This is a genomic window from Pseudomonas sp. P4_B4, assembly GCF_056402255.1.
In genome coordinates this window covers 27,001-38,343 of the sequence record NZ_JBFUHS010000047.1, presented here as the reverse complement: position 1 = coordinate 38,343, position 11,343 = coordinate 27,001, and the positions used below count along the sequence as shown (strand labels likewise).

At 54.7% G+C, this 11,343-nt stretch carries 21 protein-coding genes and 4 pseudogenes; 10 read left to right on the top strand and 15 right to left on the bottom strand.

Annotated features, from left to right (window positions below; translation table 11 throughout):
• Positions 1-226 precede the first annotated feature (226 nt).
• The 7 genes and pseudogenes from tnpC to AC1DVE_RS29050 form a co-directional block, all read right to left on the bottom strand.
• A pseudogene (gene tnpC, locus AC1DVE_RS29080) lies at positions 227-946 on the bottom strand (IS66 family transposase); the annotation flags it as partial.
• A gap of 244 nt (positions 947-1,190) precedes the next feature.
• Positions 1,191-1,313 carry a hypothetical protein gene (locus tag AC1DVE_RS29075; protein ID WP_257605438.1) on the bottom strand — a complete coding sequence of 41 codons (123 nt, stop codon included), beginning with the start codon at positions 1,311-1,313 and terminating at the stop codon, positions 1,191-1,193.
• A 265-nt stretch (positions 1,314-1,578) separates the two neighbouring features.
• The gene (locus AC1DVE_RS29070) at positions 1,579-1,812 is read right to left on the bottom strand and encodes a hypothetical protein (protein WP_046038049.1); all 234 of its coding nucleotides are present in this window, start codon (positions 1,810-1,812) and stop codon (positions 1,579-1,581) included.
• Positions 1,813-1,880: 68 nt separating this feature from the next.
• Positions 1,881-2,069, bottom strand: a complete 189-nt coding sequence (locus AC1DVE_RS29065; RefSeq protein ID WP_223458201.1) for a hypothetical protein — start codon at positions 2,067-2,069, stop codon at positions 1,881-1,883.
• A 41-nt stretch (positions 2,070-2,110) separates the two neighbouring features.
• Positions 2,111-2,230 (bottom strand): annotated as a pseudogene (locus AC1DVE_RS29060) (DNA-binding protein); the annotation flags it as partial.
• A 2-nt stretch (positions 2,231-2,232) separates the two neighbouring features.
• Positions 2,233-2,410 (bottom strand): annotated as a pseudogene (locus AC1DVE_RS29055) (phage regulatory CII family protein); the annotation flags it as partial.
• Between the two features lie 66 nt (positions 2,411-2,476).
• On the bottom strand, positions 2,477-2,704 hold the full coding sequence (locus tag AC1DVE_RS29050; protein ID WP_223458203.1) for a helix-turn-helix transcriptional regulator: 228 nt from the start codon (positions 2,702-2,704) through the stop codon (positions 2,477-2,479).
• A gap of 105 nt (positions 2,705-2,809) precedes the next feature.
• Between AC1DVE_RS29050 and AC1DVE_RS29045 the strand changes: the two genes are divergently transcribed.
• The 5 genes from AC1DVE_RS29045 to AC1DVE_RS29025 all read left to right on the top strand — a co-directional run bounded on the left by AC1DVE_RS29045 (position 2,810) and on the right by AC1DVE_RS29025 (position 5,084).
• The gene (locus AC1DVE_RS29045; RefSeq protein WP_223533460.1) at positions 2,810-3,628 is read left to right on the top strand and encodes an XRE family transcriptional regulator; all 819 of its coding nucleotides are present in this window, start codon (positions 2,810-2,812) and stop codon (positions 3,626-3,628) included.
• Between the two features lie 42 nt (positions 3,629-3,670).
• A complete protein-coding gene (locus AC1DVE_RS29040) occupies positions 3,671-3,928 on the top strand; it encodes a hypothetical protein (protein ID WP_223458207.1) in 258 nt (85 codons plus the stop codon).
• A 377-nt stretch (positions 3,929-4,305) separates the two neighbouring features.
• Positions 4,306-4,596 (top strand): hypothetical protein, encoded by a 291-nt coding sequence (locus AC1DVE_RS29035; protein ID WP_223458209.1) that lies wholly within the window; start codon positions 4,306-4,308, stop codon positions 4,594-4,596.
• On the top strand, positions 4,586-4,810 hold the full coding sequence (locus AC1DVE_RS29030; RefSeq protein ID WP_008019294.1) for a hypothetical protein: 225 nt from the start codon (positions 4,586-4,588) through the stop codon (positions 4,808-4,810). Before AC1DVE_RS29035 ends, AC1DVE_RS29030 begins: the two co-directional genes overlap by 11 nt.
• Positions 4,811-4,880: 70 nt before the next feature.
• On the top strand, positions 4,881-5,084 hold the full coding sequence (locus AC1DVE_RS29025) for a hypothetical protein (protein ID WP_043302433.1): 204 nt from the start codon (positions 4,881-4,883) through the stop codon (positions 5,082-5,084).
• Between the two features lie 320 nt (positions 5,085-5,404).
• Here AC1DVE_RS29025 and AC1DVE_RS29020 read toward each other — a convergent pair whose 3' ends face one another.
• Complete coding sequence (locus AC1DVE_RS29020) at positions 5,405-5,659, bottom strand: DUF1652 domain-containing protein (protein ID WP_223458211.1); 255 nt, start codon at positions 5,657-5,659, stop codon at positions 5,405-5,407.
• A 490-nt stretch (positions 5,660-6,149) separates the two neighbouring features.
• On the opposite strand from AC1DVE_RS29020, the gene AC1DVE_RS29015 reads away from it, so the two are divergent.
• The gene (locus tag AC1DVE_RS29015; protein ID WP_223458213.1) at positions 6,150-6,359 is read left to right on the top strand and encodes a hypothetical protein; all 210 of its coding nucleotides are present in this window, start codon (positions 6,150-6,152) and stop codon (positions 6,357-6,359) included.
• Positions 6,360-6,482: 123 nt separating this feature from the next.
• Here the strand turns inward: AC1DVE_RS29015 and AC1DVE_RS29010 are convergent, their stop codons facing one another.
• The 3 genes and pseudogenes from AC1DVE_RS29010 to AC1DVE_RS29000 all read right to left on the bottom strand — a co-directional run.
• Positions 6,483-6,737 (bottom strand): DUF1652 domain-containing protein, encoded by a 255-nt coding sequence (locus AC1DVE_RS29010; protein ID WP_223458215.1) that lies wholly within the window; start codon positions 6,735-6,737, stop codon positions 6,483-6,485.
• A gap of 170 nt (positions 6,738-6,907) precedes the next feature.
• Positions 6,908-7,162 (bottom strand): hypothetical protein, encoded by a 255-nt coding sequence (locus AC1DVE_RS29005; protein ID WP_223458217.1) that lies wholly within the window; start codon positions 7,160-7,162, stop codon positions 6,908-6,910.
• A gap of 149 nt (positions 7,163-7,311) precedes the next feature.
• Positions 7,312-7,482 (bottom strand): annotated as a pseudogene (locus tag AC1DVE_RS29000) (DUF1654 domain-containing protein); the annotation flags it as partial.
• Between the two features lie 249 nt (positions 7,483-7,731).
• Here AC1DVE_RS29000 and AC1DVE_RS28995 point away from each other — a divergent pair.
• Both AC1DVE_RS28995 and AC1DVE_RS28990 read left to right on the top strand, forming a co-directional pair.
• Entirely contained in the window at positions 7,732-7,923 is a 192-nt protein-coding gene (locus AC1DVE_RS28995; RefSeq protein ID WP_223543605.1) for a hypothetical protein, read from the top strand.
• A 134-nt stretch (positions 7,924-8,057) separates the two neighbouring features.
• Positions 8,058-8,888 (top strand): hypothetical protein, encoded by an 831-nt coding sequence (locus tag AC1DVE_RS28990; RefSeq protein ID WP_223458219.1) that lies wholly within the window; start codon positions 8,058-8,060, stop codon positions 8,886-8,888.
• 30 nt (positions 8,889-8,918) lie between these two features.
• Here AC1DVE_RS28990 and AC1DVE_RS28985 read toward each other — a convergent pair whose 3' ends face one another.
• The 4 genes from AC1DVE_RS28985 to AC1DVE_RS28970 form a co-directional block, all read right to left on the bottom strand.
• Positions 8,919-9,227, bottom strand: coding sequence for a hypothetical protein (locus AC1DVE_RS28985; RefSeq protein WP_223458221.1), 309 nt, complete (start codon positions 9,225-9,227; stop codon positions 8,919-8,921).
• Positions 9,228-9,308: 81 nt separating this feature from the next.
• Positions 9,309-9,617, bottom strand: a complete 309-nt coding sequence (locus AC1DVE_RS28980; RefSeq protein WP_223458223.1) for a hypothetical protein — start codon at positions 9,615-9,617, stop codon at positions 9,309-9,311.
• Positions 9,614-9,898, bottom strand: a complete 285-nt coding sequence (locus tag AC1DVE_RS28975) for a hypothetical protein (protein ID WP_223458225.1) — start codon at positions 9,896-9,898, stop codon at positions 9,614-9,616. Before AC1DVE_RS28975 ends, AC1DVE_RS28980 begins: the two co-directional genes overlap by 4 nt.
• A 297-nt stretch (positions 9,899-10,195) precedes the next feature.
• On the bottom strand, positions 10,196-10,849 hold the full coding sequence (locus AC1DVE_RS28970; protein ID WP_223458227.1) for a polysaccharide lyase family 7 protein: 654 nt from the start codon (positions 10,847-10,849) through the stop codon (positions 10,196-10,198).
• Here AC1DVE_RS28970 and AC1DVE_RS28965 point away from each other — a divergent pair.
• Both AC1DVE_RS28965 and AC1DVE_RS28960 read left to right on the top strand, forming a co-directional pair.
• Entirely contained in the window at positions 10,777-11,043 is a 267-nt protein-coding gene (locus AC1DVE_RS28965) for a hypothetical protein (RefSeq protein WP_223458229.1), read from the top strand. The two genes, AC1DVE_RS28970 and AC1DVE_RS28965, sit on opposite strands and share 73 nt — an antisense overlap.
• 4 nt (positions 11,044-11,047) lie before the next feature.
• Entirely contained in the window at positions 11,048-11,263 is a 216-nt protein-coding gene (locus AC1DVE_RS28960) for a hypothetical protein (RefSeq protein ID WP_223458231.1), read from the top strand.
• Positions 11,264-11,343: the final 80 nt, after the last annotated feature.

Genomic DNA, 11,343 nt, shown 5'->3' with positions numbered 1-11,343 from the left:
TGCGTACAGCCCTGCTCAGCACAGTGCTGTAGATATCGCTCGCGTTCAGCGGCCAGCGATCCCGCACGATGGCGTTTACAGGCAGCGTTTGAAGAATAGATATTCTCGAACATGGCAGACACTCCAGGGGATGAAGGTCTACCAAGGCGCTGCAATTTATGTTGCGTCAATCGCCTATCGACAACAGAGAAACTGCCTATTCGCTCGGTCGGGATCACATAACTCAGGCCGCAACATAACCAGCGAAGTCATCGCAGACCAGCTTGCCGTTCCAGTGGCCGAGGAAGTTTCGAGCATGTTCGCCAGCACGGCTCGGGCTGAAGTCGTAAACAACCGCCGCCAGCTCGGAGAACTGACTCGTGGCGTAGGCCCAGACGTAAGCGCGATGAGTTTTCTTCGCGCCGGGCATCAGCATTTGTACCGGCGTTTCGTCAACGTGAACGACCCCGTGCGTCAGCACGGCTTCGCGTAGCGCATCGACTAGCGGCTGTAATTGCACGCCGCACTTGCCCACCCACTGCGCTAGGGTCGAACGGGCGATGGGCAACCCGGCACGTCCGAAGATTTTCTCTTGGCGATACAGCGGCAGATGGTCGGCGAACTTGGCCACCATGAAGTGGGTGAGCAGGCCCGTTGTCGGTATGCCTTTGTCGATAACATGCGCCGGTACCGGCGCCTGGATCAGCGTTTCGCATTGTTCGCAGGCCCATTTCCCACGAATGTGGCGCTCGACCGTGAACACGCCGGGCGTGTAGTCGAGCTTTTCGCTGGCATCTTCGCCGATGCGTTTTAAGGCGCAGCCGCACTGGCAGTGGCTGTTTTCCGGTTCGTGATGGATCAACGTGCGAGGGAACTGCGATGGCAGCGCAGCGCGCTTGGGCTGCTGGCGAACTTTGGCTTCGACTGCTGCCGGTTGCAGCACCTCAAGTTCGGCTTCGATATCGGTGGCGATGCCTTGATCGGGATGAAGGCGGTTTGCAGGGTCAGAGTTTTCTGCGCATGCACCCGAATCCATTTATGGACGAGGTTGGCATTGAGGTTGTGGGTCAACGCGACATTGGCAATCGAGATGTCAGGCGTTGCCTGACCTGATCATGCGGCTGTTCGAGTTGCTTCATGCGAGGCGGAAGAGTTTTGAGTCGCGACATGTTCCATACATCCTCTTTGCCATTCGGGGTACGTGTCGCGCCCTACTTGTTCAGCTTCGGCTGAAGGATCACCCGAGCAATCATCACGACCGTGAAGGTGACCGTCAGCTTGACCGGCCCGGTAGGCTCGTTCATTGCCTCCCAGTCGGGTTGCTTGGTTGTCATGGGTGTACTCAGATGTTTGAAATGGTGGCGTGGCTACGGATACTGGCGGGGATTAATTCAACGAAGGAGTCAGAGCTATGAAGGAAAACTGATTCATTCCCCGCAGGTTAAGGATTAACGCAGTGGTTTGAGGCAAAGGTTTAGGCGAATCCTCAGAGCCGATCCCCCTTGGCCACACTTGTTTTCATATGGTGGCGAACGGAAGATTGCTTCGACCTACCATGCGGCACTCTCATTCAAGTGCTCACATGACAAACCGACTTTCTTAGCTTTGAGCATCATGCACGGTCACCCTCACTCCCGTAGCCACAATCTCGTACTCAGTCTCAGAAATCTTTTTCACGTCACCACCAGATTGCATTTCGAAATGCTTCAGGCCTTCATGTCGAACCATGCCGTTTGGCGAGCGCTCAATGGTCTCGTCCTGATAGATGTTAATCACGTAGTGCAAGTTATCCGTGCCAACCCCAACTATTTTTCCAACATATTTATCTGCCATGTCCGAACTCCTTGCGTGAAACCTCAAAGTATCTGGTACTGACAGATCAATCCAGAGCATTGAACAGTTCAGCTCTCCATGATGTTGATCTGTACCTGGGCGTGCCCGTGCAAGAGAGATACGGCCAGGCCCTGAGGCAGACCAGCAGCCTTTGCAGCATCGATCGCTTTGACAATGGCGCTATCCAGATCAGTGATGGCCTTGTTGATGGCAGGGCTCAGTGGCAATGCGTGATGTAGCCGGGTGACGCTGCTCATTTGGCCAACTTCGGCTGCAGGATCACCCGGGCATGGGTGTTGGCGAGGCGATTCAACGCTTCGACCTTCGGTGCCTGCTTCTGGATGACAGCCTGAAGTTGAAGGTTTTGCTCTGCCTGGTCGGCCGCGAGCCTAAGGGCTTCAGGGAGAGATTGCGGAACCGTGACAAAGGGCGCATGTCACCGGTGTGCAACAAGATCCCGAACAGATGCTCGATGCCCCGCGTTGTCCGGATTCGAGCGTTGAAGCAGGCTCACATGTGCCATGCACATTTTCCCGGCCAATTCCTCCGCCCCGCTTTCCTTGACGGTGGTGTGGCAAGCCCTCAAGAAATCTTCCATTCGTAAAACCTCAAATTTGTTTCCGTGGCGCCCTGCTGGTGCCTGAGCGATTATTTGGTAAGCGGTTTAAGCGGCTGAAGGTTCTGAAATTATTTCCGGAGGGAAAGCGTCGTCCAATGCACACTGCGCGCCGAGGTTATTCAGCGCTGCAACGATCTGGCGCGCCTCACTGAGCCCCGGGCAACGCCGTCCAGATTCATAGTTGGCCAGACGCGACTGATTCCAGCCGAGCGACCGCCTCAGGTCTGCCTGGGTGATGCTTGCTCTTTCTCGAATCATGCGAACGTGGTTCATGGATTGATTCCTCTCAAACGTGATCAAAGGATAAACACGTATCGTGTTAAACACAAACACAATAAGTGAAAGCCGGTTATTTCAATACGTGATTGAATCCCGCGCATGAACGAATTGGCTGAGCGCATTAAACGCGCGAGAAAGAAAGCAGGAATGTCCCAGGCGCAGCTGGCAGAGGCTTGTGGCTGGTCTCAATCCCGCGTCGGCAATTACGAAGCAGGCACGAGAGAGCCGTCTCTGGCAGATATCGAATCTATGGCAAAGACGCTGCGGGTCGACAAGTCTGAACTGCTTTTAGATATGCAGCCTGAGGTAGCACGTCCAGACGTCCCGCCAAAAGCCTCAGCAGCGGATATCGTCCAGCGGATGCTTTCGAAGCACGGTAAGAGCCTCTCAGCAGACGCCCGCCAGAAAATTGCTGATGCGGTTCAGGAGACAGCAGTCGAGGTTAGCGGTGGAAACGTTGTTGTTGGCGACTTCTCTCGCCCTGGCCTTGTCGGCGATGAAGTTTGGATCGCTCACTACGACATCCGCGCTGCAATGGGTGGCGGGCAGATCGCTGCCGATTACCCAGAAATGTTTCAGGACGTCCGGGTAAGCCCGAAGCATCTGCGCGAGCTGGGCGTGGACTTCGAAGAGCACTACCACTTGAAGATAGTCACCGGCTGGGGCCAGTCGATGGAGCCGACGATCAAGCATCGCGACCCGCTGATCGTCGACGTGCACATTCGGGAGTTCGTCGGTGACGGGATCTACCTGTTTTCGTGGGACGACCACATCTACATCAAGCGTCTGCAAGTGGCCGATGAAGATCACTTCGAGATGATTTCCGACAACACCCGGCACAAAGACCGGATGATTAGTCGAGATATGACGTTCATCCAGGCGAGAGTGCTGTTGGTGTGGAACGCTCACCTGGTGTAGCGCCCCAAAGCGTGAGTAATGTAGCGACTGAGTGGACTTTGGATGAAAGATGCGATCAAGGAAATCACCGATGCTCTAGACCAGCAGATGGAGCTGAATTTTTTCATGGCTCACAAGCTGATAGAGCTGTCCCCGCCCGACGAACGAAAGCGCCTGAAGAAAGAGCTGCATACTCGACTGAGCACGCTAAGGGAGCGAACCCTGAAAGCTACTGTTGCGCTTGATAGATTGGTGAGCGATCACAAGCCATCCCGATCCTCAGTGCTGCTGACGATCAAGAAATGGTTTTCCCGCAGCTAATATCTGACACCCCAAAGAATTTCAGGAGGCTCGATGCCTCACACCAATCCCAACCAAGAGCAGTGAAGGGTGGAAGGATTGTGCGAGCGAAGCCGGAGTAATTTGGCGCGGCGTGGATTTGTACTAGATCTAGATCGAGGGTTGATGGAATGGCGCACTCACTTCACTACCAGATAGGGGAATCCGTCCGTACCATCGAGGCCGAGGTGGGGAAGCTGCTCGATTTGGCAGCAACGCTTAGAGATGCAGGGGAGGAAGACCTGGCTGTAGCCGTCTCGGCCCAGGCGAATAAGCTGCTGGGGGCTGCGGTAGCACTGAGAGTCGCTCTGGCGGGCTGAATACCGGATTAGTGTTGTGGGGACTTGTAAGGGGTGATGATGGGGCTCAACAAACCAGTGCAGGACCTGAAGCGCGATCTGCAGGGTGTCGCCTCTGATCTGAAGTGGTCGGCCGTGGAGTTAGTTCGGATTGCCGAGCGGCTAAGCCACGCAGGTAATGGACCAGACGCTGAGGCGCTTCGAAGGATGATCACAATCTTCCAGCAAGGTGAGAATCGGTTAGATGGCTGGATTAAAGAAATCGGTGCAGGTCAGGTAGTCCGGCCGGCGAAGGCAGACCACTGCCAATTATCGCGGAATGGATTGGCAGGAGGTTGTCATGGCACTTAACAAACCCAATCAAGAGTTACGCCGCGACTTGAAAGCCGCTGCATATTCCCTCGAAGAAGCTGCCCTGGAAATGTTCAGGCTTGCAAAACAGCGCGGGGATACAGAGCTTCTGGAGGCAATGGAGACGATCGAAAAGCTGCATGAGCAAGCTGATCGGCTGACTGCTTACACAGATGAGGTGAAGGCGGGAAGGATTGTCCGGAAGGCTGAATAGCCATGCGTTCTGGCGGGCGTATTCGCGCTAGATCCTGAAATACAAGCAATGCCCTGCAAACGGTTACTCAATGAAGAAGAAGCTGACGGACAGTAAAGCAGCAGTGACTGCTGCTGAAATTGAGCGTTCTATCCAAGCCCTGAACAAAATGGCTGAACGCCTATGGGGGGATGGCCGGGAAGCCGAGGCGAAAGCTCTCCTCGATGCCTTGGACGCGTTAAACCGGGCGCTTGATCGGATCAGGATTGGAGAGAGTCGCAGGGTTCTCCATTGAACGGCACAAATTAGCTGGCGGGTTATGAAGGCGAGAAGGATTGTGCGGGGGAAGGCGGAGTAGGCGCGTGGTATGACGGCGAGATGTTGTAGCGGCCTGGCGGTCGTACCGATGTAACTCAAATGCCCGGTTCAGAGCCGGGCTTCTCGTATCTGCCCCTGTCATGCCTTCGTCACACCTACCAAGCACAATGCAGTCAGCCAAAGGGATTTGGCCCATCTACAGAGAGCCCGGCCTAGCGCCGGGCTTTTCGTTTCTGTTCGAAGGCTCTCCAAAAACCCAGGTGTGCTCAGGTCGCAATCAAGCCGGGGTTCTGGGGCTCAATGATTATGCATGAGCGAAAGTTGCTCGGTATGTGCGTTGAGATCATTGCGGAGGTTGGCGAGCATACTCTCTATTGCACGATTGCTGTTGAGCTCGGAACAGGAGATGCCGGTAGAGAAAAGATCTAGCCGGCCTGTCTCCGGACTGTAGATACGGACAGTCAGACTGTTGTCAGATGAAACTGAGCATGCGCAATACATCGGGAGAAAACTTCTCTCGACCAGGTATCGAAGCTCTAGACTGGAAAGCATGGCGGCTACCCTCAACAGGAGCCAACCAAGAGACTCATGCTATAGCGCGTAAAATCAAGAGCGTGTAACGATTGCACGCTAGATCACCTTATCCTTAACCTTGGCGGAGAAGGTTACTTTTCAGTCTATGCTTTATCCGGCACCGACCGTTAGATCGTTTGGCAGCAGCCTGCAATCGACTAGACAGAATCATCAGGGGTGCAATTTGCGCCTGAACACACCCACGCGGGGCTTTTCGTATCCGCCCTGTCACGCCTTCGTCACACCTACCCAGCACAATGCAGTCAGCCAAAGGGATTTGGCTCATCTACAGAGAGCCCGGCCAATGTGCCGGGCTTTTTCGTATCTGCGACATGCTTTTCACGAAACGCTCACAGAATGGAGCGCAGATTGAACGGACAAAAGGATTTGACCCCGTACAGAAAGCCCGCCACTGAGCGGGCTTTTTGCTGCCTGCTACGCTTTTCCTCACGCAAAGGAGGACCAAGCCATGCCGACCAACGACCTCATCCCTTCCCTGATCTACAAGCTCAACGAAAACCAGCTCGCTATTGCTGAAGCAATTGAAAGCATCTCCTTTTGGATAGAGCAGCTGCATGGCCCGGCAGAGGATGCAGTCAGAATCCGCAATTCTCTGACCAAGCTCGATGATAATTTGGAGTTCATCACGCGCGGAGTCGCCGAACTGATGAATGACTAAGGCTGTCCAGCGCCGGGCTTTTTGTTTCTGCGTTGCCACACCTACCCAGCACAATGCAATCAGCCAAATGAATTTGGCCTATCTACAGATAGCCCGGCCTGATGCCGGGCTTTTGCATTCCCCCTACCCAATCCTGAACGCTGGCCTCAGCACATGAGTAGCTTTGAGGTCGCATCGAATCTCACCTATGAGCTTGCTTATCTCTCGATTGCCATTGAGTCTCGCAGTAGAAATGCCTGTCACCAGCAACTCCACTCTTCCGGAAACTGGCTCGAAGATCTGGGCCTGCAGCGATCCGCCTGGATTGACTCGACACTCGCAGGACAGGGGAAGGAATGCTGATTCGATGATGTGACGTAACTCGAGCGTGGATAACATGATGACTCCTACAGGACAGGAGTCAGCCAAGGCACTCATGTTTGTTGTTACTGATAGGCTCAAGAACAAAACGCCTGAACGCGCCACCCCAAACCACTTGGCAGGGCGACGAGCTTTCCAATGTACGCCTTAAGTCTTGGCCCATTAGACCGTTTCGGAGTTGCGCACTTTCATTCCCACTCCCCTACTACGCTTTCCTCGCAGAAAGGAAGGCCAGTCATGCCAGACGGTCCAACCCCACCCTTCTCTACCGCCTCAACCAGAGCATCATGGCCCTGGGTTGTGCCGTTAAAGAGATCGGTATTTGGGTCGATCTGCGCGGCTCCACGGAAGTATCCAACCGCATCGAGGACCACTTGGCCGGAAACCGGAAATCGAAGCCCGCCAAGCGCCGGGCTTTTCCATTTCAACAACATGCTTTTCACGAAACACTCACAGAATGGAGCGCAGATTGTCTGCTACTCCTTACATTCCTTAGCCCGCCCGCATGCGGGCTATTTTTTTGGTCGCTGTTTGGCTCTCCATTCACTCGATCGAAATCGAAGCCCGCCGAGCGCGGGCTTTTTTATGCCTGTCAAAAAGGCGCGGCCTCCTCGACTGGCTCCAGCACTTCCACCGGCCGATCCTCCTCGGCACTTGCCTCCCACCTCAGCGTCACCGACTCGTCGTCGTTGAACGTCATGTCTATGCCGTCCGTTTCGGATAGCAGGCCCATCACCTCCTCCCACTCTCGTTCACCGTCCGTGCCGGCGACCGGCGAGCAGACAGGCCCGAAAGCCTGCCAACGACAGGAACAACCTGGACGGCTGCTCGATGGTGAAACGCCTTAACCGTGTGAATGACCCGGCAAGCAATGTGCCCCACCCCTCCGGCGGCAATAGGAAGGACAGCATCACTTCTGCCCATTCACTGAGTGGGCAGCGGGATGTAGGCCTGCATCAATCGAAAGGCTCAACAGAGCAAGGTGACATCAAATGAATTAAGGAATCGACCCATGACTGTAGACATCAGCAACTACACCATTGCCACCCCGCTTCCAATTTCCGAGTCAGTTCGGCTGCGGCGGCCGGATCAAGCGCGGCGTAGTGCAGGCACTCTTCGTCGCTCAAAGCATTTGCTGGAATGCTCATCGGCAATCCTCCAGACATACGCCTGCCTCGCCGGCTGGCGTGATTCGTTGAAGTGAGCTATTGGTTGATGGCCCTGATGGAGCCTGAATTAGGAGAAGTGCTTTGAAAAAATCAGTGATGCATCATCCGCAGATTAAAATTTGCAAGCGAAATTTCTGTGGTCTTGCAACATTGACAGGGAAATATACTTATGAGTATTAAACAACACGTTTCTGATGCTAGGTTCTTGATTGAATCCGGCCGTTTTCTTGGAGCTTTAACCGTACTCACTGTTGCAGTCGCGGGGAGTTCAAAAAAGGTTTTTCCGCGAGGCACAAAGTCACGTGAGAACCCCCAAAAAATAATGAGTGACGGTGAAGCGTTCAAACTTTTTCTTGGTGGGCGGATACGCAGAATACTTAATAATGTGCACAAGGATCCGGAGTTCGGTGAGTCTGGTTTTTCTGTGGTATGGCCAACGGAAACTAAAACTATTGAATCGATACTGTACCACCACTATCGCTGCGAACTCGTTCATGAGGCCAAGCTTCCTCAAGGAATAGAATTCGTTAAAGAGAGAGCAGATGCGTCGAGTTTTTCAAATAATGGTGTGAGTGTTGGATTGAGGGCCTTTGAGAAAGGCATTGTCTTAGATTACGGCTGGCTCGACGTTTTAGAAAAGGCAGTAGTCGAGGCGCCGTGCAACGGCGAGGAATTCGGAATAAAACATTACAAACTAGTCGCAAATGTCGGAGTGGATGAAGTTAAATTTGTTAGTGAAATTATCGCTAAATACAATGCCTCGCAAGCGCGGGTTAATACTTTTAAGAATTCAGTCAGGTTGCTTTCTCATGACTCAATCCTGAGTTCAAATGATAATGAACTTATAGGTCTTTTCCTTGCTAGGGTCAGGGCCGGAGAAATTAGCGGTGTTGCTCGCTTGGCCTCTAGAGGTCTTGCTGATACTGAAGGTCGGTTGCAACCTTCTGGTTTGGCAATGCTGCGAGACATCGCGGGAGCTTATTCCTTAGTTGAGTATTGACTACCAGCTATAGTCGTTTTAGTCGTATGGCTATTGTTCAACGCCCGTCTTACGGAACTCTTCAAGCTGTCGCGACCACTTTTCAGAAACTACAATTTCAGGTCGCGACATGCTTGCGAAGCGGGCCGACTCTTCGGCCGGCGATGCGGCCAGGTTGATCAGGAACGTCGACACCGTCTCCTGCCATTCCTCGAAGTCGTGGCGCTCGCCCAGCACCTGAAGCGCGTCAGCGAGCGCTTTCGACACAATCAGCGACCGCTTTTCGGCGCCGATTCGGTCCAGCAAAGCTTTCTCCTTGGCGCGCTTGTCCCGCTGAATCTGCGCATTGTCTTTGGCCATGACCTGTCTCTTCAATTCCGTGGGCCGGTAGATCCAGCCATGTCTGTCGTCGGCGCTGGCGCACCTGGTTGCTGAGGCGCTTCACGATGTGAACTTGAAGCCGTTTTCACGGGCGATCAGGCGGGCGCGCTTGGCTTCCATGCCGCACTCTCTGGCGGCCTTGGCGACGGGGGTGCCGGCCTCGGCTAACTCCTTAAGCCTGGGCGCGATCTTGTCCCGCTCGGCGCGCAGCTTGTTGCTGTGCGGCGTGCTGCCGAAGTGGGGCGCTTCAGCGCTGACGCCTGAGGCGATCTGCTGCGCTGTTTTGCCTGAGCCGAAGAACTGATCCAGCTTTCGGTTGAGGTCCTCGATGATCGAGTCTCGCGGGTTGGGCATTGGTACGCCGATCATTTCCGCTCACCCGACAACGAGAGCTTGATACCGTCGGCGCGCGCTTCGAGTACCTGGGCCAGGTTGATGGCTTCTTTCCATGTCCAGCGGAAACCCTTCACCTTGCCGGTGGAACGCTCGACGATGTGATAGGCGTTGGTGCCCTTGGCGATGACCTGGAAGCGAATCTCTTGCACGGGCTGATCCTTGCCGACCATGGCGTAGAACGCGGCGGTGGCGATGCGTGCACGAGCACGCAGGGCGGCAACCCCGTCGACTCGCTGTTGAATTAGTTGATGCATGGCGATTCCTCGGTGGGGTTGTGGTTATTCGTCAGCACTCGGGCCGCCTGCTAGTTGCCGTTGGGCGCAGTGGAGAGTGCTGACGGATAAAGGCAGGCGTAAAAAAGCCCGATCGGAACCGGGCTTTGATTGCGTCACGAAGACCTCCCTACGTGATCGCAGGTGCCGCCATTGGGCGGGCTTCGATATCTGTCGTTTACATGGCTGCCAATCCTCCGTGTTGAGTGAGCTAAAAAATGCAGGTGGCCGGTATAAGCCGGAGATTCGTCCGCATTGGCTATGGAGGCTTGAGGGGCATCAGGCGTGGGTAATTGAAAGGTCGCTGATGATGCAGATCGAGGCGTCTTCCGGGTCGGTCGTTTCGGAGTAATCGATCTGGTTGTAAACGCCGCCGTGGAAGGCGAGCGTTTTCGTGTCCCAGGTACTGTCGAGACGCATGATTGCGGAAGTGGATTTGACGCCGTTGCAGCTCGCCGACACGGAAACGGCACCGCTTGAATTCGCATGGATGTTGATTTTGAAAAGTGCACCCAGCGGCACGTCTTCCAGCACTGTTGTGTTCACTGGGTCGTCTTGCAGGTAGCTCGACCGGAACCCCATGGTGATTTTGCCCTTGTTCCAAAACACCTTCACCGGGGGGCGCTCGGAACCCTGCACATGAATCTGGGCGATCACCACTTTCTGCAGCGAGTTGACTTTCGTCAGTCGCATTTCTTGCCGGTTCCAGTGATCGGCGGAGCTGGAGAACGGCCAGTAACCAGGCTCCTTCCACTCGCAGCCCGTGCGTTTTGTGCTCTTGCTTGAGGCGCCGAGGGTTGGTGCGGTCATCTGAAGCGAGCCGTCGGGGAGCATCGATACGACGTCAGGGCATTCGATCAGTGCGCGCCACCCAATCAGTTCCAGGGCGATCGGGTTGGTCTCGCCGACTGACCGCGCAAAGCATCGATCCAAGCGCCGAGCGTGAAGAGCTGCTCGAAGACATTCGTCAACTCGAAAGCCGTATCGATGACAGCGACAACGAACTGAATGACCTGCGAGACGGTGCTGAGGAAGCCTGCACCTGGATCAAGCGAGCAATGGACCCGGACGACCGGGAGTTTTCACTGGATGCGCTGCTACAAAAAGCGCTCGACTGCCTGGAGTAATGCCATGAGCACCTTTGCCGTATTCGGAATGAATGAACACTTCGCCCGCGAAGAGGCGAAGCGCAAGGTTCGCGACTTCAAGATTGAGAAAGGTCAGCGGATCGAGCTTTCAATGAGCCAGTGGTTACAGGCTGTCGAAGATCGCGTGATCAAGATCATGGACGGCAAGCGGGTGGCCCAACTCAGCAGCATGTTCGATGCCCCCCCAGTACGCCGCTGAGTATGCGGAACGCATCCGCAAGCTGGGGCGGTACCGCGACGTGATTATCAGGGCGAAAATTAAGCTGCCACAGAATGATG

What these genes read in the sequence shown, in the direction of transcription:
- AC1DVE_RS29075 (WP_257605438.1), bottom strand. Translation starts at nt 1,313, where the DNA reads ATGACAACCAAGCAACCCGACTGGGAGGCAATGAACGAGCCTACCGGG.
- AC1DVE_RS29025 (WP_043302433.1), top strand. Translation starts at nt 4,881, where the DNA reads ATGAAGAAGAAGCTGACGGACAGTAAAGCAGCAGTGACTGCTGCTGAA.
- AC1DVE_RS29070 (WP_046038049.1), bottom strand. Translation starts at nt 1,812, where the DNA reads ATGGCAGATAAATATGTTGGAAAAATAGTTGGGGTTGGCACGGATAAC.
- AC1DVE_RS29045 (WP_223533460.1), top strand. Translation starts at nt 2,810, where the DNA reads ATGAACGAATTGGCTGAGCGCATTAAACGCGCGAGAAAGAAAGCAGGA.
- AC1DVE_RS28960 (WP_223458231.1), top strand. Translation starts at nt 11,048, where the DNA reads ATGAGCACCTTTGCCGTATTCGGAATGAATGAACACTTCGCCCGCGAA.
- AC1DVE_RS29040 (WP_223458207.1), top strand. Translation starts at nt 3,671, where the DNA reads ATGAAAGATGCGATCAAGGAAATCACCGATGCTCTAGACCAGCAGATG.
- AC1DVE_RS29065 (WP_223458201.1), bottom strand. Translation starts at nt 2,069, where the DNA reads ATGAGCAGCGTCACCCGGCTACATCACGCATTGCCACTGAGCCCTGCC.
- AC1DVE_RS28990 (WP_223458219.1), top strand. Translation starts at nt 8,058, where the DNA reads ATGAGTATTAAACAACACGTTTCTGATGCTAGGTTCTTGATTGAATCC.
- AC1DVE_RS28985 (WP_223458221.1), bottom strand. Translation starts at nt 9,227, where the DNA reads ATGGCCAAAGACAATGCGCAGATTCAGCGGGACAAGCGCGCCAAGGAG.
- AC1DVE_RS29020 (WP_223458211.1), bottom strand. Translation starts at nt 5,659, where the DNA reads ATGCTTTCCAGTCTAGAGCTTCGATACCTGGTCGAGAGAAGTTTTCTC.
- AC1DVE_RS29030 (WP_008019294.1), top strand. Translation starts at nt 4,586, where the DNA reads ATGGCACTTAACAAACCCAATCAAGAGTTACGCCGCGACTTGAAAGCC.
- AC1DVE_RS29015 (WP_223458213.1), top strand. Translation starts at nt 6,150, where the DNA reads ATGCCGACCAACGACCTCATCCCTTCCCTGATCTACAAGCTCAACGAA.
- AC1DVE_RS29035 (WP_223458209.1), top strand. Translation starts at nt 4,306, where the DNA reads ATGGGGCTCAACAAACCAGTGCAGGACCTGAAGCGCGATCTGCAGGGT.
- AC1DVE_RS29010 (WP_223458215.1), bottom strand. Translation starts at nt 6,737, where the DNA reads ATGTTATCCACGCTCGAGTTACGTCACATCATCGAATCAGCATTCCTT.
- AC1DVE_RS29050 (WP_223458203.1), bottom strand. Translation starts at nt 2,704, where the DNA reads ATGAACCACGTTCGCATGATTCGAGAAAGAGCAAGCATCACCCAGGCA.
- AC1DVE_RS28975 (WP_223458225.1), bottom strand. Translation starts at nt 9,898, where the DNA reads ATGCATCAACTAATTCAACAGCGAGTCGACGGGGTTGCCGCCCTGCGT.
- AC1DVE_RS28995 (WP_223543605.1), top strand. Translation starts at nt 7,732, where the DNA reads ATGACTGTAGACATCAGCAACTACACCATTGCCACCCCGCTTCCAATT.
- AC1DVE_RS28980 (WP_223458223.1), bottom strand. Translation starts at nt 9,617, where the DNA reads ATGATCGGCGTACCAATGCCCAACCCGCGAGACTCGATCATCGAGGAC.